General features: G+C 68.4%; 21 protein-coding genes and 1 pseudogene. 6 read left to right on the top strand and 16 right to left on the bottom strand.

Annotated elements, in window-relative coordinates:
* The first annotated feature begins 124 nt into the window (after positions 1–124).
* Together J7528_RS04530 and J7528_RS04525 are read left to right on the top strand one after the other, a co-directional pair.
* The gene (locus J7528_RS04530) at positions 125–2,032 is read left to right on the top strand and encodes a sialate O-acetylesterase (protein WP_291871751.1); all 1,908 of its coding nucleotides are present in this window, start codon (positions 125–127) and stop codon (positions 2,030–2,032) included.
* Positions 2,033–2,237: 205 nt separating this feature from the next.
* Complete coding sequence (locus tag J7528_RS04525) at positions 2,238–2,393, top strand: hypothetical protein (protein WP_291871750.1); 156 nt, start codon at positions 2,238–2,240, stop codon at positions 2,391–2,393.
* On the opposite strand, the gene J7528_RS04520 is transcribed toward J7528_RS04525, so the two are convergent.
* The 9 genes from J7528_RS04520 to putA form a co-directional block, all read right to left on the bottom strand.
* Entirely contained in the window at positions 2,374–3,990 is a 1,617-nt protein-coding gene (locus J7528_RS04520) for a carboxylesterase/lipase family protein (RefSeq protein WP_291871749.1), read from the bottom strand. The two genes, J7528_RS04525 and J7528_RS04520, sit on opposite strands and share 20 nt — an antisense overlap.
* A gap of 77 nt (positions 3,991–4,067) precedes the next feature.
* On the bottom strand, positions 4,068–4,940 hold the full coding sequence (locus tag J7528_RS04515) for a hypothetical protein (RefSeq protein WP_291871748.1): 873 nt from the start codon (positions 4,938–4,940) through the stop codon (positions 4,068–4,070).
* Positions 4,941–4,945: 5 nt separating this feature from the next.
* Positions 4,946–6,154, bottom strand: coding sequence for a TonB family protein (locus J7528_RS04510; RefSeq protein WP_291871747.1), 1,209 nt, complete (start codon positions 6,152–6,154; stop codon positions 4,946–4,948).
* Positions 6,151–6,513 carry a BlaI/MecI/CopY family transcriptional regulator gene (locus tag J7528_RS04505; RefSeq protein ID WP_291871861.1) on the bottom strand — a complete coding sequence of 121 codons (363 nt, stop codon included), beginning with the start codon at positions 6,511–6,513 and terminating at the stop codon, positions 6,151–6,153. Before J7528_RS04505 ends, J7528_RS04510 begins: the two co-directional genes overlap by 4 nt.
* A gap of 283 nt (positions 6,514–6,796) precedes the next feature.
* Positions 6,797–8,134 carry a mannanase gene (locus J7528_RS04500; RefSeq protein WP_291871746.1) on the bottom strand — a complete coding sequence of 446 codons (1,338 nt, stop codon included), beginning with the start codon at positions 8,132–8,134 and terminating at the stop codon, positions 6,797–6,799.
* A 96-nt stretch (positions 8,135–8,230) separates the two neighbouring features.
* Positions 8,231–9,589 carry an alpha/beta fold hydrolase gene (locus J7528_RS04495; RefSeq protein WP_291871745.1) on the bottom strand — a complete coding sequence of 453 codons (1,359 nt, stop codon included), beginning with the start codon at positions 9,587–9,589 and terminating at the stop codon, positions 8,231–8,233.
* Between the two features lie 82 nt (positions 9,590–9,671).
* The gene (locus J7528_RS04490) at positions 9,672–9,953 is read right to left on the bottom strand and encodes a type II toxin-antitoxin system RelE/ParE family toxin (protein WP_291871744.1); all 282 of its coding nucleotides are present in this window, start codon (positions 9,951–9,953) and stop codon (positions 9,672–9,674) included.
* Positions 9,950–10,213 (bottom strand): antitoxin, encoded by a 264-nt coding sequence (locus tag J7528_RS04485; protein WP_291871743.1) that lies wholly within the window; start codon positions 10,211–10,213, stop codon positions 9,950–9,952. Before J7528_RS04485 ends, J7528_RS04490 begins: the two co-directional genes overlap by 4 nt.
* A 36-nt stretch (positions 10,214–10,249) precedes the next feature.
* Entirely contained in the window at positions 10,250–13,339 is a 3,090-nt protein-coding gene (putA, locus tag J7528_RS04480) for a bifunctional proline dehydrogenase/L-glutamate gamma-semialdehyde dehydrogenase PutA (protein ID WP_291871742.1), read from the bottom strand.
* Positions 13,340–13,744: 405 nt separating this feature from the next.
* Between putA and J7528_RS04475 the strand changes: the two genes are divergently transcribed.
* Positions 13,745–14,212: an Lrp/AsnC ligand binding domain-containing protein gene (locus J7528_RS04475; protein WP_291871741.1), complete on the top strand. Its 468-nt coding sequence runs from the start codon at positions 13,745–13,747 to the stop codon at positions 14,210–14,212.
* Here J7528_RS04475 and J7528_RS04470 read toward each other — a convergent pair.
* Positions 14,209–14,778 carry an ABATE domain-containing protein gene (locus J7528_RS04470; RefSeq protein ID WP_291871740.1) on the bottom strand — a complete coding sequence of 190 codons (570 nt, stop codon included), beginning with the start codon at positions 14,776–14,778 and terminating at the stop codon, positions 14,209–14,211. The two genes, J7528_RS04475 and J7528_RS04470, sit on opposite strands and share 4 nt — an antisense overlap.
* 91 nt (positions 14,779–14,869) lie before the next feature.
* On the opposite strand from J7528_RS04470, the gene J7528_RS04465 reads away from it, so the two are divergent.
* Positions 14,870–15,328: a lipocalin-like domain-containing protein gene (locus J7528_RS04465; protein WP_291871739.1), complete on the top strand. Its 459-nt coding sequence runs from the start codon at positions 14,870–14,872 to the stop codon at positions 15,326–15,328.
* Positions 15,329–15,655: 327 nt separating this feature from the next.
* Here the strand turns inward: J7528_RS04465 and J7528_RS04460 are convergent, their stop codons facing one another.
* Genes J7528_RS04460 through J7528_RS04450 form a run of 3 tightly spaced genes read right to left on the bottom strand, consistent with a single transcriptional unit; the run spans position 15,656 to position 21,417 of the window.
* Positions 15,656–17,086 carry an efflux transporter outer membrane subunit gene (locus tag J7528_RS04460; RefSeq protein ID WP_291871738.1) on the bottom strand — a complete coding sequence of 477 codons (1,431 nt, stop codon included), beginning with the start codon at positions 17,084–17,086 and terminating at the stop codon, positions 15,656–15,658.
* 2 nt (positions 17,087–17,088) lie between these two features.
* Positions 17,089–20,247 (bottom strand): efflux RND transporter permease subunit, encoded by a 3,159-nt coding sequence (locus tag J7528_RS04455; RefSeq protein WP_291871737.1) that lies wholly within the window; start codon positions 20,245–20,247, stop codon positions 17,089–17,091.
* A 12-nt stretch (positions 20,248–20,259) separates the two neighbouring features.
* On the bottom strand, positions 20,260–21,417 hold the full coding sequence (locus tag J7528_RS04450) for an efflux RND transporter periplasmic adaptor subunit (protein ID WP_291871736.1): 1,158 nt from the start codon (positions 21,415–21,417) through the stop codon (positions 20,260–20,262).
* Between the two features lie 201 nt (positions 21,418–21,618).
* Here J7528_RS04450 and J7528_RS04445 point away from each other — a divergent pair, with 201 nt between their 5' ends.
* Together J7528_RS04445 and J7528_RS04440 are read left to right on the top strand one after the other, a co-directional pair.
* Entirely contained in the window at positions 21,619–22,215 is a 597-nt protein-coding gene (locus J7528_RS04445) for a TetR/AcrR family transcriptional regulator (RefSeq protein ID WP_291871735.1), read from the top strand.
* Positions 22,216–22,492: 277 nt separating this feature from the next.
* A complete protein-coding gene (locus tag J7528_RS04440) occupies positions 22,493–23,173 on the top strand; it encodes a M23 family metallopeptidase (protein ID WP_291871734.1) in 681 nt (226 codons plus the stop codon).
* Positions 23,174–23,392: 219 nt separating this feature from the next.
* Here the strand turns inward: J7528_RS04440 and J7528_RS04435 are convergent, their stop codons facing one another.
* The 3 genes and pseudogenes from J7528_RS04435 to J7528_RS04425 all read right to left on the bottom strand — a co-directional run bounded on the left by J7528_RS04435 (position 23,393) and on the right by J7528_RS04425 (position 25,319).
* Positions 23,393–24,151 carry a hypothetical protein gene (locus J7528_RS04435; protein ID WP_291871733.1) on the bottom strand — a complete coding sequence of 253 codons (759 nt, stop codon included), beginning with the start codon at positions 24,149–24,151 and terminating at the stop codon, positions 23,393–23,395.
* Between the two features lie 162 nt (positions 24,152–24,313).
* Positions 24,314–24,427, bottom strand: a pseudogene (locus J7528_RS04430) (hypothetical protein); the annotation flags it as partial.
* Positions 24,428–24,461: 34 nt separating this feature from the next.
* Positions 24,462–25,319: a rhamnogalacturonan acetylesterase gene (locus J7528_RS04425; RefSeq protein WP_291871732.1), complete on the bottom strand. Its 858-nt coding sequence runs from the start codon at positions 25,317–25,319 to the stop codon at positions 24,462–24,464.
* Between the last annotated feature and the right edge of the window lie 122 nt (positions 25,320–25,441).

Here is a 25,441-nt window from a genome sequence, read left to right as displayed (position 1 = left end):
CCCGGCGAAAGCCGGGACCCAGATCGCAAGGCTGAGCGGTTCCGGACTGGATCGAAGCTCAGGCTGAATCTGGGCCCCGGCTTTCGCCGGGGAGACGGTGGTGGGGGAGATAAGGAGAGAACCTGTGCGGCTGAAAGCTCTCGTCCTGGCCACCGCATTGGGCCTTTCCAGTCCGGCTCTCGCTGGGCCGCTGGCCTCCGTCTTCAGCGATCATGCGGTGCTGCAGCGCGACCAGCCCATCCGGGTCTGGGGCCGCGCGGCGCCGAACGCTTCGGTGGCCGTCGATCTGTCCGGCGCGTCCGTCAGCGCCACCACCGGTACGGACGGCCGCTGGAGCGCCGAGCTGCCGGCCCGTCCGGGCGGCGGTCCGGCCCTGACGCTGACGGTCCAGGCGGAGAGTGAGCGCCAAGTCGTCTCCGACCTCGTCATGGGCGATGTCTGGCTGTGCTCGGGCCAGTCGAACATGGAATATCCGCTGCGCCGCACCCTGGCCGGCGACAGCGAGATGGCCGCGGCCGCCGACCCCAATATCCGCCTGCTGCAGACCGGCAAGATCAGCATGCCCGCGCCGCAGGAGGCCCTGCCGGCCAGCGTCGTCTGGAAGGCCGCCACGCCCACGAGCGTGGCCGAGTTTAGCGCCGCCTGCTTCCTCATGGGCAAGGATCTGCGCAAGTCCGCGAACGTCCCGATCGGTTTGATCGACGCCACCTGGGGCGGCTCGGTGATCCAGGACTGGATCAGCCGCGAGGGGCTCTCGGCGCTGAAGACCTATGACGACGGCCTTAGCGTCCTCGACGACTACGCCCGCGACCCAGCCGTGGGCCAGGCCAAGTGGGCGGCCATGCTGGACCGCTGGGCGGCCGCCAAGCTGGGTGCGGCCAACGATGGCATGAAGCCCGACCTGGACGACCGGGCCTGGAAGACCGGGCCGATGGAGAACTTCTGGGAAAGCTATCCCGGCCTGGAGGGCTTCGACGGGACCGTTTGGTTGCGCACGGAGATCACCCTGGCCAAGGCCCAGGCAGCGCAAGGCGCGATCCTGGCGCTGGGGTCGGTCGACGACATGGACACCACCTTCGTCAACGGCCGCGAAGTGGGCGCGACCCAAAGCTGGAACGGCTCGCGCAATTACCGCATCGCGCCGGGCGTGCTGAAGGCTGGCCGCAACGTCCTGGCCGTGCGGGCGATCGACACCGGCGGCGGCGGTGGGACCTGGGGCGAGGCGGCGGAGAAGGGGCTGCGCTTTGACGACGGCAGTGTCGTGCCGCTCAGCGGAACCTGGCGCTACAAGATCGCCGCGCCCCTGTCGCAGACCGCCGTCCCGCCCAACGCGCCGTGGCTCGGCGCCAGCGGCCTTTCGACCCTGCGCAACGGCATGATCGCGCCGCTGGTCCCATACGGCCTGAAGGGCTTCGCCTGGTACCAGGGCGAGGCCAATGTCACCGAGGCGGCGGAGTACGCCCGCCTGATGCCGGCGATGATCGCCGACTGGCGCAAGGCGTTCGGGGCGCAGCCGTTCCTGCTGGTGCAACTGGCGGCGTTCGGGGCGCAGAAGCCAGGCGTGGCCAACTCCGACTGGGCCGCATTGCGCGACGTCCAGCGCCGGGTGGAGGCGGCTGATCCGCAGGTCGGCATGGCCAGCGCGGTCGACATCGGCTCGCCGTACGACATCCACCCGGCCGACAAGACGCGGGTCGGGCAACGCCTGGCCTTGCTGGCGCGCAAGATCGCCTATGGCGAAGCCGTGCTGGCGGCGGGTCCGGCGCCGGTTTCGGTTCACCGCGACGGTGCGGACGTGGTGGTGACGCTGGACCAGCCGGCGGTGGTCTATGGCGCCGCGCGGCCGATCGGGTTCGAGGTCTGCGAGGCGGCGTGCCGCTTCGTCGATGCAACGGTGGAGGGGGCGACCGTGCGCCTCTTCGGAGCCGCCAACGCGACCAAGATACGCTATGCCTGGGCCGACAGTCCGATCATCAATCTGTTCGGCGCGACGGGCCTGCCGGCGACGCCGTTCGAGCTTCCCGTCCAATAGCGCTCGTCATCCCGGGCGGCGTAGCCGACCCGGGACCCAGGGCCAAGCGCAGTGCGGCAACCCCTGGGTCCCGGCTCTCCGCTTCGCTGCGGCCGAGATGACGGTGAAGGTTAAAAGCTGCACAACAATTTTCGTGGTTACCCCGCCGTTAACCAGCAACCTCTTGTTAGCACTGACCATTCCGCTCTCAGTCAGGAGCGTTTCAGTGACCTTCGAAGAGCGTCAGGCATGGATCGGTTTGTGGGAGGCGGTGTTCGGCGAGCCGCCGCCCATCGAGGCCGCGCCCGACGTGACCGCGAGGATCCTGGTCGAGCACCTGCCGCCCACGCTCCCCTACGAACTCACGTCCCGAACTGAGTGAACGGCACCTGGTTGAAGAACTCGCGCTCGGCGCCGCGCGGGTCGTCTTCCATGCGCGAGACGGTGTCGAACACCATCGTCTGGCGGCGGGGCAGGGTGTAGGGCTCCCACTTGGACAGGGCGCCGCCGTTCGGGTCGCCGGTGCGGGCGAAGTTCACGAAGGCGTCGCTCATGGTGTTGGACATCGCCACCGACTCCGGACCCGTGCCGACGATCGAGCCCTTGGCGTCCAGCGTGCCGAACACCAGGCCGATGTCGATGGTGTGCGGCGCGCCGAAGATCCCGCCGTCCTTGGGCGACTTCCAATTGATCTGGTAGGCATAGGCGGGCGCGCCGGCGCGGGCGCGTTCCTCGTCCTGGATGATCGCGGCCTTCCACGAGCGACCGGCCGTCGAGGCGGCGAAATAGACGTCCGACGGCGAATAGTTCGGATAGGTCTGGCGGTAGAAGGCGATCACCGTCTCGGGATCGATGTCGATGCGGCCGGCGAACTGGCCGGGCAGCTTGGCCAGCACCTCGTCCCAGGTCTTGGGGAACACCTTGGCGTCGAAGCCGATGAAGCCCTTGGTCTCGTCGTGGGTGTTGCCGCACATCATCGGCACCGACAGGCCGACCGGCGAGGCGTCAGGGAAGAACGGGTGGCGGTTCAGGCTGCGCTGGTCCAGCACCGGGCCCATATAGACGCTGCCCTGGCCGGCGATCGGGTCGGTGGCGCGCAGGCCCTCGACCATCTTGTCGGCCGGCAGGGCGCGCAGGGCGGCCAGGTCCTTGGCGCCGGTTTTGTCCATGAACGCTTTCGCGCGTTTGGTCGCATTGAACGGACCGCCGGCGGTGACCTGCTGGCCGCTCATGGTGACGGCGCGATGCAGCAGGCCCTTGGCCGACGGCATGGCCAGCAGGGTGGCGATCTTGGCGCCGCCGCCCGATTGGCCGAAGCACAGCACTCGGTCCGGATCGCCGCCGAACTGCGCGATGTTGTCCCGCACCCACTGCAGGGCCAGGACCAGGTCCAGCTGGCCGTTGTTGCCGCTGTCGGCCACCGATGGGTCGTTGAACAGGCGGGCCAGGTACAGGTAGCCGAAGGCGTTCAGGCGGTGGTTCACGGTCACCACGACCACGTCGCTGCGCTTGGCCAGCTTGGTCCCCTCGTACCAGGGATGGCTGCCGGAGCCGGTGTTGTAGGCGCCGCCGTGGATGTAGAACATCACCGGCCGCTTGCCGCCGTCGGCGAGGCTGTCCTTTTTGGCCTTCGCGGGGGTCCAGACGTTCAGGAACAGGCAGTCCTCGGACTGGACCTCGTCCTCGCCCTTACCCTGCGGGCATGAGGCGCCGTAGGTCAGGGCGTCCTTCACGTCGGTCCAGGGCTCGGGCTTGATCGGCGGCATGAAGCGGCGGGCGCCGCCGGTGTCCTGGCCGTAGCGCAGGCCCTTGAACACGCTGACCTCGCCATCGACATAGCCGCGCACCTTGCCGGCGGTGGTCTTGATCACCGGCGAGCGCTTCTCGGCCGCCGCGTAGCTGGCGCCCGGCAGGGCGGCGAAGGCGGCCAGGGCGGCGGCCCCGGTGATCAGGGTGCGGCGAGTCTGAACGGTGTCCACGAGGCTTCCTCCGGCGCGTCTAACGCACGATTTGCCGGTAGCGGTAGCACGGGTGACACCGGTGACAATCCACTAATTCAAGCCGCTGGGCAGAGGTGTCCGCGCAGGCAACTGACCGAGGCGGGATCGCCCTGGGCGACGATCCGGGCGCACAAGGTGGCCCATTCCGGCGCCAGCTCAGCCCATGGCGCACGGCGCAAGGCATTCGCCGCCGCCTCGGTGCGGGTCTGCTGCTCAGGCGTCAGCCTGGTCCAGGCCGCGTCGCGACGCGCGGCGAAGCGGACCGGCTGGGTGCGGGCCAGGTCCGCCAGCAGCGCGTAGTTATCCACAGGGTCTGGCAGGCTCGTGAGCAGTTCTTCGCGACAGCCCGTGCCGCTGACCCGCAGGCACAACAGCGCCAGCCGCCGGCCCAAGTCCGGGTCGATCGGATACTGATGCTGGCCGCCTCGGATGTAGGTGGCCAGCATCGAGAGGCCGCCGACCTCGCCGCGCGCGGCGGCCTGCTCGATCAGGTCCAGGGTCCTGGCGCGGTTGCGCTGGATGGCTGCAAAGCTGCCGTCGCCCTTGTCGTGCCAGGTCTCCATCATCAGCTCCAGCTGCGCGCCGGGGTCGCCCTGGGCGGCGGCGCAGTGCATCAGCCGGGTCCACTGGACGGGATCGGCGAAGCCGGAGTCGGCCGACTGATATTGCCGGGCGATGGCGAAGATGGCGGCGACATTGCCGTGCTCGGCCAGGGGCTTCAGGGCAGCGAAGCGGTCCTGGTGATAGCGGCGTTGCAACGACAGGAAGGTCTCGCCCGCCGCGCCCTGGTCCAGGGCCTTCATCCGGGCATCGTGAGCGGCGACGACCGGCGCGACGACGCGGGCCATCTCGGTCTCGTCGGCCACGAGGTCGCGCGCGCCGGCGCAGGACACGGCCAGCGCGGCGGCCAGGGCGAGGGCGACGAGCATGCGCCCTACGCCTTCGGGTCCTGGAACACGATCGGGATGCGGATCACCCCGCCGACGGTCGGCTTTCCGTCGCGGTCCTCGGGGGCCATCTGGAAGTGGCGGACCAGCTTGATGGTGGCCTCGCCGAAGCCGTACTGGGCCGGGTCCTCCTGGCGGACCAGGCAGTTCTCCAGCCGGCCCTCGGCGGTGATCGAGCAGTCGACGGTGACGCGAGCGGCGGTGACGCCGGCCTCGTGGGCGATCTCCGGATAGTAGCGGGTCATGTCCTCGAGGCCGGGGCGCTGGACCCAGAGCGGATTGCGCACGGTCGGCTCGGGCGGCGCATTGGCGGCCCACACCGCGCCGGCGGCGGCCAGGGCCAGGGTCCCGACCAGCAGGGCGCCCAGGGTCTTGCGGGCTGGGCTCGTGGAGGCGGTCTGCAGCATGGTCAGTCTCTCCTTCAGGGGATGGGCGCCGACGGCCGGCCAGTGGCAGCCGAATGGTGCGGACATGGGGGTCAGGGCGCTGCCGAGCAGGGTCTCGGCATAGAGGCGCGCGGCGTCGGGATGACGCTCGACGACGGCGGCGTCGCAGGCGATCTCCTGGTCGATGCGCAAGGCGCGGGCGGCGTGGTGGACCAGCGGGTTGAACCAGGCGAGGCACCGCACGACGACGACCAGGGCGTTCACGGCCGCGTCGCCGCGCGCCAGGTGGACGCGCTCATGGGCCAGGACCAGCTCCCGCGCCGAGCCTTGGAAGCGGGCCTCGAAATCGGCCGGCGCGACGATGCGTGGCCGCAGGGCGCCCAGCAGCATTGGCCCAGCTCCCGTGTGCTGGCCCAGCAGCAAGGCGCGATCGGTGGGCGAGGGCGCGAGACGCCCCAGGCTCCGCACGAACCGCGCCTGGCGCAAGGCGAACAGTGAGGCCGCGCCGAGCGCGCCGAGGACCCAGAGCGCGGTCAGGATCTCGGAGACCTTGTGCACCTGGCGCGAGACCGGCCGCACCGACCAGGCGGCGTCGGCGGCCAGGGTGACCACCGGGGCCATGGCGCCGGTCGGGGCGGCCGCGGGCAGCAGCGCCGCGATTACGCACAGCGGCGCGACCAGCCACAGGGCGTAGGCGGCCAGCGGGCCGAGCGCCCGACGGACGGGCCGGCGCAGGACCAGGGCCAGCAGCACGCCGACCGTCAGGGCCAGTTCGCCTCGGATCAGCAGGGTGAGCAGGGCGTCGTTCATTTGCCGATCTTCTCGATCAAGGCCTTGAGGTCGGCGACGTCCTGGTCGCTCAGCTTGTCGCTGTCGGAAAAGTGCGCCACCAGCGGCGCCAGCCGGCCGTCGAACAGCCGGTCCAGCAGGCCCTGGCTCTCGCTGCCGACATAGGCCTCGCGGCTGACCAGCGGCGAATAGAGATAGCGCCGGCCCTCGGCGGTCGCGCCGATGGCCTTCTTCTTCAGGAGGCGGCTGATCAGCACCTTCACGGTGCCCTCGGTCCAGGCGTTGGGCTCGCAGACCTCGCCCATGATGGCCTCGGAGGTCAGCGGGCTGTGTCGCCACAGCGCCTCCATCACCACGCTTTCCGCCGCGCTGATCTTCATGCCTGCCATGGGTCACGTCTCATCGATGACAAGTGTCAACGAGTCGAACGTTGACACTTGTCATCGTGGGCGTCAAGCGGCCGGAAATCACCCTCTCTCATGGAGAGAGGGAGGGGCCCGCCGCGAAGCGGTGGGAGGGTGAGTGGGTAGGCGGAGCCGGTGAGTGATATGGGCGCTGTTGTGAGCGATGTGCCGGCACGCCGGTTGAGGGTGAAACCACTCACCCTCCCACGCTACGCGCGGGCCCCTCCCTCTCTCTAAGAGAGAGGGAATTTAGCCCTCCCTACAGCCCCGCCACCGCCGCCGCGTGCTGCGCGATCACGGCCTTGGTCGACACATCCGCATCGAACACCCCGTACAGCCCCTGCTCCTCCTGGGGCGGGTCGCCGACGAAGCTCTTGTCGCCGTGCACGAACCAGGCGTCGGCGTGCTGGGCGCGGCCTTCGCCGTTCCAGGCCCAGAAGTTGGTGCCGGCCACCGGGCCGCCGGCCTTCATGTCGTCCAGGGCCAGGTCGTAGATGGTCTTGTAGAAGCGGTCCTTGTCGGCCGTGGCCGAGCCGGGGACGAACGAGCGCGCCTCGCGGATCAGGCCGAATTCCTCGATGACCAGCGGCTTGTTCAGCGACCTGGCCAGGGCTATGTGGCGGGTGACGTACTCGCGGCACTTGGCCTCGCCGTCGGCATAGGTCGCCGGCTGGTTCTTGACGTCGATCCAGCCCCAGTTGTTGGGCCACACGTGCAGGGTCAGGTAGTCGATGGTGTCGGGCTTGTGGGCCTCGACCACGCAGGTCTCGCTGTGCAGGCAGCCCATGCTGCCCTCGCTGCCGGTGCTGACCAGGTGGCGGGTGTCCAGCGTCTTGATGATCGCCGACACGTCGCGGATCCACTTGTAGTAGGTCGGCAGGTTCTTGTTGCCGAAGTCCTCGGTGCCGCCGGGGCGCGGCTCGTTGGCCAGTTGCCAGGCCATGATCGTCGGGTCGTCGCGATAGGCCTTGCCGGTGACGCTGTTCTGGCGGCCGACCAGGCCGATCAGGTAGCGGCGGAAGAGGGAGTTGGCCTTCTCGTCGCCGTAGAAGCGGCCGGAATAGTCGGGGAATTCCGGCCACGGATGGGCCGGGTCGCCCTGCTGGAACCAGGGGCCGTTGCCGACCCAGTTCAGATAGGCCGGCATGCCGCCCGACCAATCCCAGAAGTTGTTGACGTAGATCACCGCCTTCATGTCGCGCTTGGCCATCTCGGCCAGCAGGACGTCCAGGCCCTTCAGCAGGTCCTGGTCGTAGACGCCGGGCTTTTCCTGGAAGGTCGGGGCGACGGCGGCCTTGGCCGGCGAGCGCTCGCCCGCGCCCAGGACCCGCAGGTTGGTGACGCCCAGGGCCTTGAGCCTGTCGAGCTCGCGCTTGAGCCGCTCATGGTCGCCCGTGGCCCCGGGCGAGCCCAGCCAGGCCCCGTACCACAGGTTCGCCCCGGTGAAGCGATAGCGCTTGCCGTCCAGCATCAGCCGGCCGTCCTTGACGGTGACGAAGCCCTTCGGCGGGGCGGGGGTCTTCTTGGTCGCGCCCAGGGCCGGGGCAGCGATCAGGCCGGCGGCCGCGCCGCCCAAGAGAAAGCGTCTGCTGATCATCCTGGAGTCCCCCGTAACCTTGTTTTGCGGGAGCCTAGCCGAGCACGCGCCGACGGGGAAGGCGATTAAATAAAGATGATGAAAGAAATGCTGGTCTCAGCGCGGCTTCGAATGCGCCACGGTCCAGTCGACGACGGTCGCGAGCGCTGACGGGGCGATCGTTTCCTCGATATTGGCGTACTCCGCCGGGGCGCCGGTGCGGGCCGTCTGGAACAGGTGGTTCAGGTCCGGCAGCACCAGGGTGGTCGTATCGGCATTGCCGGCCAGGGCGGCCTTGATCGCCGGGATGTTCACCGCCGCCGAGACCTGGGTGTCCTTGGCGCCGTTGATCGCCAGGACCGGCGCGCGGACCTGAGCCAGGCTCCGAGCGGGATCCACGGTCAGGAAGGTGCGGTACCAGGTCGAGTTGATCAGGGCGGTCAGGCCCGCTGCGGTCTGGGGATCAGCCTTGAGCAGCGCCAGCAGCTGAGGGTTGGCCTTGATCTGGTCCGGCTCGGCCAGGACGATGGCGTTGGCGGCCTCGATGCGCTGAGCCTGCTGGGCGGCGGCCTTCTCGCTGGCGCCCGAGGCGATGTAGATGTCGTGGTACTGCAGGGGCAGGACCTGGTCGCCGGGCACGCCCGTTCCGGCCATCAGCACCAGGAAGGCGATGCGCGGATCCTTGGCGGCGACCAGCGGTGCGATGACCCCGCCCTCGCTGTGGCCGATCAGGCCGACGCGCGCCGGGTCGATGTCCTTGCGGCCGCGCAGATAGGCGACCCCGGCTGCGACGTCGGTCGCGAAGTCGAGGGTTGTCGCGTTGAGGACGTCGCCGGGCTGCGAGCCGCCGACGCCGCGATCGTCCACCCGCAGCACCGCCACGCCGCGCCGGGTCAGGGCGTCGGCCAGCACCAGGAACGGCTTGTGGTCGTAGAGGGTCTCGTCGCGGTCCTGCGGGCCCGAGCCGCTGATCAGCAGGGCGACCGGGAACGGCCCGTCGCCCGGCGGCAGGGTCAGGGTCCCGGCCAGGGTCAGGCCGGACGCCGGGTTCGTGTAGGTGACGTCTTCGGCGCGATAGGGGAACGGCGGCTTGGGCGTCTGCGGGCGCTTGGGCGCCACGACGGCCTGCGGGGCGCGCTCCAGCGTCAGCGGCAGGCGGCCGCCGTTCTGCACCCACTGGCCGGTGATCGACTTGCGGTCGGCGGCGACCTTGCCCTCGTAGGCGGCGGCCGGCGCGGTCAGGGTGACGGTCAGCTGATCGCCAGCCAGGGTGGCGGTGGCCTTCAGGCCGGTCGCCTTCTGGGCCGGGCTGTCGACACTGGCGGTCCCGTCCGCTTGCAGGTGGAAGACCAGCGGCAGCTTCACCCCGACGTCGAGGGTTCCGTACCAGTCGCCGGCGATGGGTGCGACCTGGGCCATGGCGATGGCCGGCGCGAGCAGAGCGGCGGCGACGACCGCGCGAGGCAGGAAACGCATGTGGACTCCCCGATGTCGCCGGGGAGTTTAGGGTCTACGCGTGATTGTTGTGAAGGTAGACCATTCGGGATTCAGCGAAGGGCTAGTGTTGCTGCAAGCTGTGCAGGAAACGGACGACGGTCACTTGCGAGCCATGCACGCGATAGCGGACGATGTAGGCATGCTGGCCGAAGGGAAGGTTGATCTCGCGAACCGCTGAACCGGCGGAGCGCCCTCGCAATGGCGACTCTACCAAGCTGCTCACAGCTTCTTCTAAGAGAGGGCCAAGTCTGGCTGCGGCACGGGCGTCGCGGACGGAAAGCCAGACGACGAGACGGTTGAAGTCCCTTTTGGCGCGGACCGTGAGCGAGACCGTGAAGGTCAATCCAGGGCCGCGCTCACACGGCGCACATGAGCGCGGAATTCGTCGAGGGTGATGGTTGGCTCCTCGCCGCGCTCGACGGCGTCGGCGATCGCCTCGTCGATGGCGGGATCCGGATCGATGATCCTAGGAAGCGTCCTGGTCAGACCCGCGTCGATCAGAGCTCGCGTATATTCGGACACGGACATGCCGAACCTGTCCGCCGCGACCTTCAGTTGGGCAGCCTGTTCGTGATCGATATGAAGGTCGAAGCCATCGGCCATAGGCGAAGAGTCTCGCCTACGGCCGACTAAGTCAAATCACAGATTCAGCAGCGCCGGATCCCCGCCCTGGGCCGTGATGTTGACGCTGACCGCGCGCTCCACGGCAAAGCGGAGCAGGGCATGCGGCCCGCCGGCCTTGGGGCCGGTGCCCGACAGGCCTTCGCCGCCGAAGGGCTGGACGCCCACGACGGCGCCGGTCATCGAGCGGTTGACATAGGCGTTGCCGGCCGGGACCAGGCGCTGGACGTCGGCGGCAAAGCTCTCGATCCGCGAGTGGATGCCCAGGGTGAGGCCGTAGCGACGGGCCGCCAGGGCGCCGGCCACCTCTTCGAGGTGCTCGGGCTTGTAGCGGACCACGTGCAGGATCGGGCCGAACACCTCGCGCTCCAGGAAGTCGGCGGCGGGGATCTCGGCCAGGACCGGGGCGAAGAAGGTCCCGCCGGCGGGCGCCGTCAGGGCGTGAAGGAGTTTGGCTTCCTTCTTGAGGCGGACTTGGTGCTTCTCCAGAGCGTCCTTGGCCTCGGTGTCGATGACCGGGCCGACGTCGGTGACGGCCAGGGCCGGATCGCCGACGACCAGGGCGTCCATGGCGCCCTTCAGGCCGTCGATGATGTGCTCGGCGGTGTCCTCGGGCAGGAACAGCAGGCGCAGGGCCGAGCAGCGCTGGCCGGCCGAACCGAAGGCGCTGACGATGACGTCGTCGATGACCTGCTCGCGCTGCGCCGTCGTGTCGACGAACATGCCGTTGAGGCCGCCGGTCTCGGCGATGAACGGCACGATCGGGCCTTGGCGCTGAGCCAGGGTCTGGTTGATCCGCCAGGCGGTGTCGGTACCGCCGGTGAAGGCGACGCCGTCCAGGCCTTCATGGCTGGTCAGGGCCGCGCCGACGGTCTCGCCGCGGCCGGGCAGCAGGGCCAGCAGGCGCGGGTCCAGGCCGGCGGCGTGGTACAGCTTCACGGCCTCGAAGGCGATCAGCGGGGTTTGCTCGGCGGGCTTGGCCAGCACGGCGTTGCCGGCGGCCAGGGCGGCGGCGATCTGGCCAGTGAAGATGGCCAGCGGGAAGTTCCACGGGCTGATGCAGACGAAGACGCCGCGCCCGGCCAGGCGCAGGGTGTTGGTCTCGCCGACCGGCCCCTTCAGGACTTCACCCGCGCCGAACTGATCCTCGGCCAGCATCGCGTAGTAGCGGCAGAAGTCGACGGCCTCGCGGACCTCGGCGATGCCGTCCGACAGGGTCTTGCCGGCCTCGCGCGCCAGGATGGCGATCAGGCGGTCGATATTGCTTTCCAGCGCATCGGCCATGGCGCGCAGGGTCTTGGCGCGGGCTGGGCCCCCGGCCTGGTCCCAGGCGGGTTGCGCCGCGCGGGCCAGGCGGAAGGCTTCGTCGATCTGCGGGATCTGAGCTTCCGAGACCGCGCCGACCACCTTGGCCTCGTCGGCGGGGGCGACGACCGGCAGCGGCGGGCCGCCGGCGGTGACCTTGCCGCCGACCAGCGGGCCGGCCGACAGGGTGACGGCGTCCAGCGCGGCGACGGCGGCGTCCAGGCGCTCGCGATCGGCCTTCACCGAGAGATCCAGGCCGGCGCTGTTCTGGCGACGCGGGCCATAGACGTCGATCGGCGTCGGGATCTTGGCGTGGCGGTCGGGGTGGGCTTCCACGGTGTCGATCGGGTCGGTGACGACCTTTTCGACCGGCACGCGCTCGTCCAGCAGGGCGTGGACGAAGCTGGTGTTGGCGCCGTTCTCCAGCAGGCGGCGGACCAGGTAGGGCAGCAGGTCCTCGTGACCGCCCACCGGGGCGTAGGCCCGCAGGGTGATGCCGTCATAGAGGTCGTCGGCGGCCTTGTAGAGCGCCTCGCCCATGCCGTGCAGGCGCTGGTGCTCGATCTTGACGCCGGCGTTCTTGGCCATGCGCACCACGGCCGCCAGGGTGTGGGCGTTGTGGGTGGCGAACTGGGCGTAGAGGTGCGGCGCGGCCTCGATCAGGGCCTTGGCGTTGACCAGGTACGAGAGATCCGTGGCCGGCTTGGTCGTGTAGACCGGATAGTCCGGGCGGCCGGCGACCTGGGCGCGCTTGATTTCGCTGTCCCAATAGGCGCCCTTGACCAGGCGGACCATCAGGCGACGGCCGGTCTCCTCGGAGAGGGCCTTCAAGCGGGCGATCACCTCGCCGCAACGCTTCTGATAGGCCTGCACGGCCAGGCCAAGGCCGGTCCAGTCGGCGAGCTCGGGCTCGCGGCACAGGCGGTCTAGCAGCTTCAGCGACAGGGCCAGGCGGTCAGCCTCTTCGGCGTCGATCGTGAAGTTGAGGTTGTGGCGGGCGGCGATCTTGGCCAGGCGCAGGGTGCGGGGATAGAGCTCTTCCCACACGCGGTCCTCGTGCGTGGCCTCGTAGCGCGGGCACAGGGCCGACAGCTTGACCGACACGCCGTGGCCGGTCTCCGGGCCGGCGGCCTTGGACAGCTTGCCGACCGTCTGAATCGCGTCGGCGTAGGACTTCTCGTAGCGCTCGGCGTCGGCGGCGGTGCGGGCGCCTTCGCCCAGCATGTCGAAGCTGCACATGTCGCCTTCGTTGGCGGCGCGCTTGATGGCGGCTTCGATCGTCCGACCCAGGACGAACTGCTCGCCCATGATGCGGATCGCCTGGCCGACGGCGGCACGGATCACCGGCTCGCCGATGCGGCCGGCCAGCTTCTTGATGAAGCCGGGCAGGTCCTTCTGGGCCTCGGTGTCGGGCTCGACGATCTTGCCGGTCAGCATCAGGCCCCAGGTCGAGGCGTTGACGAACAGGCTGTCGCTGCCGCCCAGGTGGCTGGCCCAGTCGGCCGAGCCGATCTTTTCGGCGATCAAACGGTCGCGAGTTTCGTCGTCGGGGGTGCGCAGCAGGGCCTCGGCCAGGCACATCAGGGCCAGGCCCTCGCGGGTGCCCAGGCTGAATTCCTGCAGGAAGCTTTCGACCACGCCCTGCTTGCGGACGCTGCGGCGCGCGCCGCGGACCAGGGCCTCGGCCTCGGCGCGGACGGCGGCGCGGTCTTCGCTCGACAAGGGCTTGGCGGCCAGCAGGTCGGCGATCACGGCGGCTTCGTCGCGGTACTTGCCGGCGTCGAGCGAGTCCCAATCGGTCATGGTCGGTCCTTCGTTAGAATATCGTCGGTCTAACTTGGCTTCGACAGAAGGTGCTTCGTTTGTTGATCGGCGGATCCGTATCTTCTTCGGAAAAGTCGCCGAAAACGTTCGTCCGCTCCAGCGCGCGGCGGCGCGTGGGCAGCATGCTTTGAAAGTGGGGAGGGAGGAAGGGGCGCGGCTATTGGGGGGAGCGCTCACGCCCCTTCCTCTCTTGCGCGACGCCCTATTGGGGGGAGCGGGCGTCGCGTAGGTTCCAGACTGCCGGTGGCTGACCGGTCCGCTCACGCCTTCAGGAGGAGGGGAGCGCAAGCGGCGCTGGAACGATCGGAGGTGTAACGCTAAGCTTGCCGAAGGTGCTCCGTTTGTGAGCGCTAATTTTCGAAGCTTCTTCGGTGAAATCGCCCCATGTCCATTTCTGCTCTAGATGACACCGATCGCAGGCTGTTGAAGGTTCTGCAGGTCGACGGCCGCATCACCAACGCCGAGCTGGCCAAGCGCTGCAACCTCTCGCCGGCTGCCACCTTCGACCGCGTGCGCCGCCTGCGCGAGCGTGGCTACATCACCGGCTACGCGGCTTTGCTGGATCCGGCCAAGGTCGATCGAGCCCTGCTGATCTTCGTGGAAGTCGTGCTGGAGCGCACCACGGGCGAGACCTTCGAGCACTTCGCCGCCGCCGTCCGCCGCGCGCCCGAGGTGCTGGAGTGCCACATGGTGGCCGGCGGCTTCGATTACCTGATCAAGGCCCGCGTGCGCGACATGGAGGCCTATCGCAGCTTCCTGGGCGACATCCTGGTCAAGATGCCGGGCGTGCGCGAGACGCGGACCTATGCGGTGCTGGAAGAGGTCAAAAGCACGGTGCAGCTGCCGCTCTAGCCCTTCTCCCGCTCCCGAAACGCCGCCACCTTGGCCCTATTCCCGCAGGCGCTCATCGAGCACCAGCGGCGGTCGCCCTTGCGCGATGTGTCCAGGAACAGGATGGCGCAGGTCGGGCCCTGGCACTGGCGGATGCGCGCGCCGTCGGGGCCGCCCAGCAGCTCGATGGCCTCGCGGGCTACGCTGGTCAGCAGGTCGCGGGCCGTACCTTTCAGGCGTGGGGTCCCCGAGGCGTCCAGCCACGGCGCGGCGGCAGGACGGGCGGCGAAGGCGTTGAGGGCCTCGCGCGGCGCATCGGGCAGCGGGCGGTCTTCGGCGCGAGCCAGGGCCAGGGCGTAGAGCGTCTCGCGAAGCTCGCGGGCGGCCGAAAGATCTTCGGCCGAAGCGCCGGCCAAGCCTTCAGCCAGTCCGGCGGCGACCAGCCAGCGGTCGAGGTCGCCCGGCGCGGCCAGGGCGTCGCGGTGGTTGCCGCTGACCCGCCCCGCCAAGGTCGCCGGCAGGTCCAAGGGCAGGCGGCCGCCCCGGAAGCGGAAGCCGTCGCGGGTCTCTTCGGGTTTGGGGGTCACGACACGCTCATTGGAAACCGGATTGACAGGTTAGCGGCGTTCGCCGAATTTGCGCCAGTAACCTGTTAAATAAGTTACATGGGGTTTCGATATGCTGACGACCATGACGGTGCTGGCCCTACTGGCCGCCGACTTCCCCCTGGCCGGGACCTGGACTCTGACGGCCGCCGACCGGCTCACCCCGGCGGGGGTGCGCGAGCACGACTATGGCGCCGCGCCCAAGGGTCGGCTGATCGTCGACGCGACCGGTCGCTACAGCCTGCAGATCTTCAAGTCCGAGCGGACAGGCTTCGCCTCCGGCGACAAGAAGCGCGGCACGTCGGAAGAATATGCCGACGCCGCCCTGGGCTCCTCGACCCACTACGGCGAGATCTCGATCGACGCAGCCACCCACCAACTGGTCTTCAAGATCGAAGGCGCGTCGTTCAAGAACTGGGAGGGGACGACGCAGCGGCGGGCGTACGCGCTGAACGGCGACGCGCTGAGCTGGCGCGTGCCCAAGGCCCCGGACGGCAATGTGCCGATCTCGGAGTGGAAGCGGGAGCGGTAGGTCTCTTGTCCCTCTCCCCCTGCGGGAGAGGGTGGCCCGCAGGGCCGGGTGAGGGGTTGCACTCCGTTATCCGGACAGGCCTTTCAACCCCTCATCCGTCGGCTTCGCCGACACCTTCTCCCGCAAGGGGAGAAGGGTATGGAGGGGGCGCCCCTCAACGACATGATCGACCTTCGGTCGCGCATGGGTGGGCGGCTGTAAAGTCTGAAAACGGGTGGAAGGGCGCCTCCAGGGATGGGGGGAGGAGGACGCCCTTCCGTTCGCGAGACCATCGGGGGTGGGGGATGATGGCCAGCGAACCGCCCCGGCTCGCGCCGGGGAGCTCTGTTAGTTCTGGGTGACGGGCGCGCCGCCGCCGAGGGTCTTGTAGAGGGTCACCAGGTTGGTGGCGCGCGCCAGGCGCGCGGTGATCAGGCCCTGCTGGGCCGAATACAGCGTGCGCTGGCTGTCGAGCAGGGTCAGGGCGCTGTCGAGGCCGGCGTCGGCGCGCTGCTGCGACAGGCGCTGGCTGTCGGTGGCGGCGGTAACCAGGCGCTCCTGCGAGGTCAGGCGGTCGACGACCGTCTGGCGCACCGACAGGGCGTCGGAGACCTCGCGGAACGCGGTCTGCACCGTCTTCTCGTAGGTCGCCACGGCGATGTCGCGGTTGGCCTTGGAGACATTCAGATTGGCCACGTTCGCGCCGCCGGCGAAGATCGGCAGGGTGATCGAGGGCGTGAAGCTCCAGGCCTTGGTGCCGCCCTTGAACAGGCCGTCCAGCTCGCCGCTGGCCGAACCATACGACGTGGTCAGGGCGATGCGCGGGAAGAAGGCCGCGCGGGCCGCGCCGATATTGGCGTTGGCGCCTTGCAGCTGGTGCTCGGCGGCCAGCACGTCGGGACGACGCGTCAGCACGTCCGAGGGCACGCCCGCCGGCAGGTCGGCCAGGATCTGCGCCTTGGCCAGGTCGGCCGAGGGCAGCAGGCTGTCAGGCACGTTGCCGCCGGTCAGCAGGGTCATGGCGTTCAGGTCCTGGGCGACCTGGGCGGTGTAGACCGCCACGTCGCTGCGGGCCGTCTCGGCCTGGACCTGGGCGTTGCGCAAGGTGGCCAGCGAGCCGACGCCGCCGTCGACCTGCTGCTGGGTCAGGCGCAGGGTGTCTTCCCGCGTGCCCAGGGTGCTCTTGGCCAGGGCCAGGCGCTCCTGGTCGGCGGCCAGGGTCAGCCAGGCATTGGCCGTCTCGGCGATCAGGCTGACGCGCACCGAGCGGGCGGTGTCCTGCTGGGCCAGGAAGGCCTGCAGGGCCTGGTTGTTCAGGCTGCGGACGCGGCCGAACAGGTCCAGCTCATAGGCCGTGAAGCCGATCGTGGCGCTGTAGATCTCGGCGTCGATCGCGCCGCCGGCGGCGCCGGGGACCTGGCCGAACTGGGTGGCGCTGGCCGGGGTGTGGGTACGCTGTTCGCTTAGCGTCCCGTTGATGCCCGGGAACAGGTTGGCGCGCTGGATGCCGTACTGGCCGCGGGCCTTCTCGATGTTGAGCACCGCCACGCGCAGGTCGCGGTTCTGCTTGAGAGCCAGGTCGACCACGCCTTGCAGGCGCGGATCGACCAGCACCTGGCGCCAGTCGAGGTCGGCGGCCGAGACCGTGGTGGCAGGCTCGGCGCTGGGCGTGGACCAGGTCTGGGCGACCGGCAGGGTCGGCCGCTCGTACTTCGGGGCCATGGTGCAGGCGCTGACCGCCGTGGAGGCCAGCAGGATCAGGGTGAGATTTCGGAACATGATCAGTGCGCCTCCGGAGCCGAGTCGCTATGCGCAACCGCCTCGTCGTGGCCTTTGTGCTTGGGTTTGAAGACCCGTTCGACGATCACGAAGAACAGCGGGACGAAGAAGATCGCCAGGATGGTGGCCGACAGCATGCCGCCGATCACGCCGGTGCCGATGGCGTGCTGGCTGCCCGAGCCCGCGCCGTTGGAGATGGCCAGGGGCAGCACGCCGAACACGAAGGCCAGCGAGGTCATGATGATCGGGCGCAGACGGATGCGGACCGCTTCCACCGTCGCCTCGATCAGGCCCATGCCCTTCTCGTACAGGTCCTTGGCGAACTCGACGATCAGGATGGCGTTCTTGGACGCCAGGCCCATGGTCGTCAGCAGGCCGACCTGGAAGTAGATGTCGTTGGACAGGCCGCGCAGGGTGGTGGCCAGCAGGGCGCCGACAATGCCCAGCGGGATGACCATGATCACCGACAGCGGGATCGACCAGCTCTCGTACAGGGCCGCCAGCAGCAGGAACACGACCAGGATCGAGATGCCGTACAGGGCGGGGGCCTGGTTGCCAGACTCCAGTTCCTGGGCCGACAGGCCGGTCCACTCGTAGCCGATGCCCGGGGGCAGTTGGGCGGCGATCTTTTCCATGGCCTTGATCGCGTCGCCCGAGCTCTTGCCCGGGGCCGGCGAGCCCTGGATGTTCAGTGACGACAGACCGTTATAGCGCTCCAGACGCGGCGAGCCGTAGATCCAGTGCGTCGTCGCGAACGACGAGAACGGGGCCATCGTGCCGCTGCTGGTGCGGACGTACCAGTTGTTCAGGTCTTCCGGACGCATGCGGTAGGGCGCATCGGCCTGGACATAGACCTTCTTCACGCGGCCACGGTCGATGAAGTCGTTGACATAGGCCCCGCCCCACGCGGCGCTGAGCGCGGCGTTGATGTCGGCGGTGGTCAGGCCCATCGCTCCGGCCTTGGCCTGGTCGATCTCGATCTTCAGCTGCGGGGTGTCGTCCTGGCCGTTGGGACGGACGCCGACCAGGGTCGGATCCTTGGCGGCCATGCCCAGCACCTGGTTGCGCGCGGCGACCAGGGCCTCGTGGCCCACGCCGCCGATGTCCTGCAGCTGGAAGTCGAAGCCCGACGAGGTGCCCAGTTCCGGCACGGCCGGCGGCACGATCGCGAAGACCATGGCGTCACGGATCTGCATGAACTTGCCCATGGCGCGACCGGCGATGGCCGGAGCCTTGAGGTTGGCGGCCTTGCGCTCCTCGAAGTCCTTCAGGCGAACGAAGGCCAGGCCCGCGTTCTGGCCGGCGCCGGCGAAGCTGAAGCCGGCGACGGTGAAGACGGCTTTCACCGACTCCTTCTCGTCGACCAGGAAGTGGTTGCGGACGGTGTCCAGCACGGCTTGCGTACGTTCTTCCGGCGCGCCGGGCGGCAGCTGGACGATGGTGAACATCGTCCCCTGGTCTTCCTCCGGCAGGAAGGCGCTGGGCAGGCGGATGAACAGGAAGCCCATCACCAGGATGACCACGCCATAGGCGACCATCCAGCGACCGCTCTTGCCGAGCAGGCCACGGACCACGCCTTGATAGCGGCCGCTGACATCGTCGAAGCTGCGGTTGAACCAGCCGAAGAAGCCGGTCTTGTGCTCCTTGTGGCCCTTCTCGACGGGCTTGAGCAGGGTGGCGCACAGGGCCGGGGTCAGGACCAGGGCCACGATCACCGACAGGGCCATGGCCGAGACGATGGTGATCGAGAACTGACGGTAGATCACGCCTTGCGAGCCGCCGAAGAAGGCCATGGGCACGAACACCGCGGCCAGCACCAGCGCGATGCCGATCAGGGCGCCGGTGATCTCGTTCATCGACTTGCGGGTGGCCTCGACGGGGCTGAGGCCCTCTTCCTCCATCACGCGCTCGACGTTCTCGACCACGACGATGGCGTCGTCGACCAAGAGGCCGATGGCCAGCACCAGGCCGAACATGGTCAGGGTGTTGATCGAGTAGCCGAAGACCGCCAGCACGCCGAAGGTGCCCAAGAGGACGACCGGCACGGCGATGGTCGGGATCAGGGTCGCGCGCCAGTTCTGCAGGAACAGGAACATGACGATGAAGACCAGCACGATGGCTTCGATCAGCGTCTTGACCACTTCCTCGATCGACAGCTTCACGAACGGCGTCGAGTCGTAGGGGATCACGTAGCGGAAGTTGGCCGGGAAGTTCTTTTCCAGCTGGGTCATCCGCGCCTTGATGGCGTCGGCGGTGTTCAGCGCGTTCGCGCCCGGCGCCAGACGGATGGCCAGACCCGCGGCCGGCTTGCCGTTGTACTTGGCGCCAAAGCCGTAGCTTTCCGCGCCCAGCTCCACGCGAGCCACGTCACGCAGGTGGACGATGGCGCCGCCGGGGCTGTTCTTGACGATGATCTCCTGGAACTGAGCGGGCGTGGTCAGGCGCGATTGCGCCGTGATCGTGGCGTTCAGGCCGATGCCCGGCAGGTTGGGCACGCCGCCCAGCTGACCGGCCGAGACCTGAGCGTTCTGGGCCCGGATGGCGGCGATGACGTCGGCGGGGGTCAGGTTGTAGCTGGCCAGCTGGTTGGGGTTCAGCCAGATGCGCATGGCGTACTGGGCGCCGAACAGCTGCACTTCGCCCACGCCGTCGACGCGGCTCAGGGGGTCCTGCAGGTTGCTGGCGATGTAGTCGGCCAGGTCGGTGTTGGTGGTCTTGGGATCGTCCGAGTACATGCCGACGATCAGCAGGAAGTTCCGCGCCGACTTGGCGACGGTCAGGCCCTGCTGTTGCACTTCTTGCGGCAGCAGCGCGGTGGCCGTCTGCAGCTTGTTCTGGACCTGCACCTGGGCGATGTCGATGTTGGTGCCGGCCTTGAAGCTGAGCGTGGTCGTGGCCGCGCCGGAGCTGTCGCTGGTCGACGACATGTAGTCCAGGCCGTCCAGGCCCTTCATCTTCTGTTCGATGACCTGGGTGACGCTGTCCTCGACGGTCTTGGCCGAGGCGCCAGGATAGACGGCGCTGATCGAGACCTGGGGCAGGGCGATGTCGGGATACTGGGCGACCGGCAGGCCGCGGATGGCCAGGGCGCCGGCCAGCATGATGACGATGGCGACGACCCACGCGAAGATGGGCCTGTCGATGAAGAAGCGGGAAAGCATGACGGGCCGCCCTTAGCGTTGCGCTTGCGCGGTGAGGACGACGGGCTTCACGGGCGCGCCGGGACGCACCTTCTGCAGGCCCTCGACAATGACCTTCTCGCCGGGCTGCAGGCCCGAGGTCACCAGCCACTTGTCGCCGACGGTCTGGGCGGCGACGACCGGACGCGGCGCGACGCCGCCCTTGGCGTCGACCACCATCACGGTGGCGTTGCCCTTCGGGTCGCGGCTGACCGCGGCCTGCGGGATCAGCATGCCGTCATTGGCCGTGCCCTTGCTCAGTTGAGCGCGGACATACATGCCCGGCAGCAGCACGCCGTTCGGGTTCGGGAAGATGGCGCGCAGCACCACCGAGCCCGTGGTCGGGTCGACGGTGACGTCCGAGAACTCCAGGCGCCCCGGGACCGGATAGGTCGAGCCGTCTTCCAGCTTCAGGTTCACCTGGGCCGAGGCCGAGCGGCCCAGCTTGCCGCTGGCGAACTGCTGCTGCAGCTTCAGCATCTCGGCCGAGGACTGGGTCAGGTCGACATAGATGCTGGACAGGTCCTGCACCGTGGCCAGGGCCTGGGCCTGGCTGGCGGTGACCAGCGCGCCCGGCGTGACCGAGCTTTTGCCGATCTTGCCCGAGATCGGGGCGGCGACCTTGGTGTAGTTCAGGTTGATGCGGGCGTTGTCCAGGTTGGCCTTCTGGACGGCCACGGCGGCGGCGGTCTGGGCGGCGGCGGCCTGGGCGTCGTCATTATCCTGCTTGGACACCGCGCCGGTCTCGACCAGACCCTTGTAGCGGTCGGCCTTCAGCTTGGCGGCGGTAGCGGTGGCTTGCGCCTGGGCCAGGGCGGCGGCGGCGCTGTTGACGTTGGCCTGGAAGATCGCCGGATCGATCTGATAGAGCGACTGGCCGGCGCGCACGTACGAGCCTTCCTGGAATAGGCGCGACTTGATCACGCCGCCCACCTGCGGGCGCACTTCCGAGACCAGATAGGCCGAGGTGCGGCCCGACAGCTCGGTGGTCAGGGCCACGGGCTGGGTCTGGGCGATCACGACGCCGACCTCGGCGGGACCACCCGCGCCCATGCCGCCGCCGGCGCCGCCTTTCTGACCGCAGGCCGCGAGGGTGAGGGCGATGGCGGCGAGCCCCACGGCGGTGACCGTGGCGGAGCGTTGGAAGTGCATTATCTGACCCCGGATGCGATGGCTGCGTGAGCTATTGCTCTTGACGAAGCCGGCATGATGAACAATCTGAGAATGAACGTTCATTCTCAAGCGGGCTGGACATAGGAGCGGTACTGGCGCAAGTCAACCTCTCCGTCCCACGCTTTGGTTGACCTGACGGAAATGTAATGCCGACCCGGAATTTCCCAAATGGGACCTTTGATGCCTGACGAGACACATTCCAACCGCCCGTCGCCGGAATCTCGCCGCCAGCAGATTCTGGACGCCGCGTGCGAACGCGTGAGGCAGTCGGGCTTCCATGGCGCCAGCATGGCCGACATCGCCAAGGCCGCAGGTCTCAGCGTCGGGCAGATCTACCGCTACTTCGAGAACAAGGAAGCGATCATCGCCGCCATCGTCGCCCAGGACCTGGCCGAGATGCGCGACAAGTTCGCCGAGATGGAAAGCCAGCCGGGCACCCTGCTGGACGCGATCGAGGACCATCTGCCGGAAGGCATAGACAAGTGCTTCGATCCGCGCCGCGCCGCCCTGGCCCTCGAGGTCGTGGCCGAGGCCGCCCGCAATCCCAAGGTCGCCGCCATCGTCCGCGAGGCCGACCACCAGGAACGGGCCCTGGCCAAGACCATGATGGAGCGCGACCGCAAGCCCGAATGGACCGAGGAAGAGTTCCAGGCCCGCTGCGAGGTCGTGGGCCTGATCTTCGACGGTCTGCTGATGCGGGGGGTGAACCACCCGGACCTGAACCGCGAGGCCCTGACGGGGGTGCTGCGGGCGACCATTCGTGGGCTGCTGACATAGGGGCTTAGCGCCCCCTCCGTCACGCCGTCTATCGACAGCGCGCCACCTTCCCCGCAAGCGGGGCAGGAGGGGGCAGCTGCCTCCTCACCCGTGAAACGGAGGAGGTGGATCGATGCGGATACGCATCGAGACGGAGGGGGCGCTCTTCGCGATTGTGTCAAAAATTCGCCAATGAATTCATAGCTTAAGCATGAATTTTCGCGACGTCCGGTCGCATGGCGAAGGCGCGTTAACCAATCCATATCTGCCGTCCATTCCCAACGGCAGAAAGTCTCCCATGACCGCATCGATCGCGACGAAGCCCGCTGCCCTGCGGTGCGCCCTGGGCCTGGCGGTTGTCTTCGCGCCGATGGTGGTGGCGGCCATGGAGCGGCCGGTCGCGCGCCATCCCACCCCGTCGCCGATCGTCAAGCTGCTGGCCGGCATCGCCCCGGCCAAGGCCGCGCCGCCGCCAGTCATGGAGCTGGTCTGGAAGGGCGCCGACATCGACGGCGACGGGGCCAGCGACTTCGCCAACCCCACGGGCTCGGCCCCGCGCGGCCATGACGACTTCGGCGACGGCTTCTTCGGCGCCCGCCGCGACGGCGGCAGCCGCGCCCACGAGGGCGTCGACTATGTCGCCCGGGCCGGCCAGACCGTCCACGCCCCGATGTCGGGCTACGTCACCAAGATCGGCTACGCCTATGCCGGCGACACCGACCTGAAGTTCGTCGAGATCACCAACCCGGCCCTGGGCTACGCGGCGCGGTCGTTCTACGTGACCCCGGACGTCGAGGTCGGCGCAACCGTCCGCCTGGGTGACCGGATCGGCAAGGTCGAGAGCCTGCAGAGCCACTACCCCGGCATCACCGACCACGTGCACCTGGAGATCCTGGCGCCGGGCGGGGATCGGGTGAATGCGGCGGGACTGATCGTGCCGAGGATGATGGCGGTGAACACGGACACGGCCGCCGACTGACGGTCTGTAGCAAGGGGCAGAACGGCGTCTGCCGACCCGTTGCGGACGTTAGCGAGGAGAGGCCTACCGATGGCGCAGGCCGCCATGGTAGAGCGAGCCGCCTCGTTGATGCAGGATTGAGCAGCTCGCGATAGGCGTCGGCCCGCTGCAGCTGTATCGCAGGCTCGGCGTCGAGCTTACTGGAGTCGAAGGTAATGTTGGCGTCGTCGAGAGCGGCCTTCAGCCGCCATTAGGTGGATCCTTGACGTCATAGAATTCGAAGACAGACTTTCCCGGCGCCATGCATCGCGAATAGAAGTGGAGAGCGAGCGCGGCGATCGAGAGGGAGTGCAGCTCGAGGCCGTCGGTGGCTAGCGATGAGCCGACATCAAGCATCCCCAGTTGATGTAGATGATCGATCATGATGTCGAGAACGTGGATATCGTTCACGCCCGTTACCTCAAAGAGATCTGGGGTCGAGAAGAAAGTCGACTCGCTGAGTATGAGGCCGGTTTTAGTTTTCCGCTTGGCGCACTTGCCAGCAAGGAATGCGATCAGTTTGGCCTCGGGCGAGGTCATATCTTTGAGTAGATTGATGAAAATCAGCGTCTCCTGAGACTTTCCGTCAGCGGTGCATGACGCTGCCAGCAACCCCGCCCAAAGATCTTGGATTTGGGCGTCGTCCTCCCATGAACCGTGCTCGAGAATCGCTGAGACTAGGCGCGGATGGGCGTGCCGTTTGGCGTTGCCAAATGCCTCCTGATACTTTTTCTGGCTGCGAACGGTAAGTTTGAGCATCTGATCCGAACGCCAAACCCTTACTCGGTCTTGCAGGAGCAAGCCAAATTCCTCAGCGGCTGGAAGACAGATGCGGCTGAGAAACTCTCCAGCCCCGTCGACCGTGGCTTCCGTCACCTTCAGTGCGGCCTGCCCGACCGGCTTAACGCCGAAAATATCAAGGCTCTTGTCGCCGGAGCCGCTATCGTCTGATCCACCCATGCTCTCGTCCGACTAATGATTGCCAGCGTGTCTGGCTACAATCTTAGCTAGTCAGACCTTCCAGGGCCATGGAGATTAGCGCCTCTCGATCCTCGATGGCGTAGCCAAAACGGCACGCGCTGCGGTTAAGCCCGTGTCCGCCAACCACACATGTCGGACGTCTAGAATCCCTCTCTCATAGAGAGAGGGAGGGGCCCGCCGCGGAGCGGTGGGAGGGTGAGTGGTTACGCTGGTTGACGGCGTGCCGGCACTTCGGCTGACGCTGTAACCCCTCACCCCGACCCTCTCCCTATGGGAGAGGGAGCAAGTCCTAAGGCAGCAGCTGCCGCCCTAACTCCGGCACGGCCGCCGCCAGCGCCTTGGCCACCATCGCCGAGAATAGATCCGCGCCGTCAGGCCCGACGTGCGTGTAGTCGAACACCGGCTTGAAGCTGCCCATCGGGCCGGGCGGCGTCGGCGGAGCCGCCGGCGGACGCGGCGGGACCACGGCGCCGGGAATCGCCGGTTCGTAGAAGGCCGCGCCGGTGGTGGTGCCGGTCTTGGCGGCGGCCGCGACCTCGGCCGATGGCGGGGCTTCGCCGAGCTTCAGGGCCTCCACCGGGCCCATGGCCTGAACGGCGTCCTTGGACAGCTTGTGCAGGTCGACCAGTGGCGCGCCGGTCTCGGCGGCGACCTTGCGGATCGCGTCGGCCCAGGGGGCGAGGTCGTCATGGATCTGGCCGTCCTTGAACTGGCGGCGGATCAGTGGGGTGACCAGCACCGGGGTGGCGCCGGCCGCGCGGGCCTCGTCGACGAAGCGCTTGATGTTGACCGGGAACTCGGTGGCGAGATCCGTCGAGCGCTCGGGCCGGCCCGGCTGGTCGTTGTGGCCCAGCTGGATAAGGACGTAGGTCTTGGCGAAGCCGCCCGACGTCATCTCCTTCAGGGCCAGGGCCCACGAGCCCTCCTCGCGATAGGTCCGGCTGGAGCGTCCGCCGCGTCCCAGGTTCACGCAGGCGACGTTCGAGCTGACGTGTTTCGCACAGAAACTGCCGCCCCAGCCGCTGCTTACCGCCGTGGTGGAGTCGCCCACGAGGACGATCTTCGGGGCCTTGAACATCGGTTCTTGGGCGTGGGCGGCGGCGGGGAGAAGGAGGGCGGCAATCGCCGCAAAAGCCTTCAACGACATCTCAATCTCCCGTCTTCCCGGCGAAGGCCGGGACCCAGATTCATCCTGAGCAGCCGGGGTGTTCGCGCCAGTCTGCCTGTCCGCCCGTCGAGCGTTCGTGGGTTCGATCTGGACCCCGGCTG

This window comes from Caulobacter sp., assembly GCF_017744445.1.
Lineage (GTDB): Bacteria > Pseudomonadota > Alphaproteobacteria > Caulobacterales > Caulobacteraceae > Caulobacter.
This window is presented reverse-complemented; position numbering and strand designations above follow the sequence as displayed.

What these genes read in the sequence shown, in the direction of transcription:
- J7528_RS04515 (WP_291871748.1), bottom strand. Translation starts at nt 4,940, where the DNA reads ATGCTCGTCGCCCTCGCCCTGGCCGCCGCGCTGGCCGTGTCCTGCGCC.
- J7528_RS04510 (WP_291871747.1), bottom strand. Translation starts at nt 6,154, where the DNA reads ATGAACGACGCCCTGCTCACCCTGCTGATCCGAGGCGAACTGGCCCTG.
- J7528_RS04505 (WP_291871861.1), bottom strand. Translation starts at nt 6,513, where the DNA reads ATGAAGATCAGCGCGGCGGAAAGCGTGGTGATGGAGGCGCTGTGGCGA.
- J7528_RS04500 (WP_291871746.1), bottom strand. Translation starts at nt 8,134, where the DNA reads ATGATCAGCAGACGCTTTCTCTTGGGCGGCGCGGCCGCCGGCCTGATC.
- J7528_RS04495 (WP_291871745.1), bottom strand. Translation starts at nt 9,589, where the DNA reads ATGCGTTTCCTGCCTCGCGCGGTCGTCGCCGCCGCTCTGCTCGCGCCG.
- J7528_RS04485 (WP_291871743.1), bottom strand. Translation starts at nt 10,213, where the DNA reads ATGGCCGATGGCTTCGACCTTCATATCGATCACGAACAGGCTGCCCAA.
- putA (WP_291871742.1), bottom strand. Translation starts at nt 13,339, where the DNA reads ATGACCGATTGGGACTCGCTCGACGCCGGCAAGTACCGCGACGAAGCC.
- J7528_RS04475 (WP_291871741.1), top strand. Translation starts at nt 13,745, where the DNA reads ATGTCCATTTCTGCTCTAGATGACACCGATCGCAGGCTGTTGAAGGTT.
- J7528_RS04465 (WP_291871739.1), top strand. Translation starts at nt 14,870, where the DNA reads ATGCTGACGACCATGACGGTGCTGGCCCTACTGGCCGCCGACTTCCCC.
- J7528_RS04460 (WP_291871738.1), bottom strand. Translation starts at nt 17,086, where the DNA reads ATGTTCCGAAATCTCACCCTGATCCTGCTGGCCTCCACGGCGGTCAGC.
- J7528_RS04455 (WP_291871737.1), bottom strand. Translation starts at nt 20,247, where the DNA reads ATGCTTTCCCGCTTCTTCATCGACAGGCCCATCTTCGCGTGGGTCGTC.
- J7528_RS04450 (WP_291871736.1), bottom strand. Translation starts at nt 21,417, where the DNA reads ATGCACTTCCAACGCTCCGCCACGGTCACCGCCGTGGGGCTCGCCGCC.
- J7528_RS04445 (WP_291871735.1), top strand. Translation starts at nt 21,619, where the DNA reads ATGCCTGACGAGACACATTCCAACCGCCCGTCGCCGGAATCTCGCCGC.
- J7528_RS04440 (WP_291871734.1), top strand. Translation starts at nt 22,493, where the DNA reads ATGACCGCATCGATCGCGACGAAGCCCGCTGCCCTGCGGTGCGCCCTG.
- J7528_RS04435 (WP_291871733.1), bottom strand. Translation starts at nt 24,151, where the DNA reads ATGGGTGGATCAGACGATAGCGGCTCCGGCGACAAGAGCCTTGATATT.
- J7528_RS04425 (WP_291871732.1), bottom strand. Translation starts at nt 25,319, where the DNA reads ATGTCGTTGAAGGCTTTTGCGGCGATTGCCGCCCTCCTTCTCCCCGCC.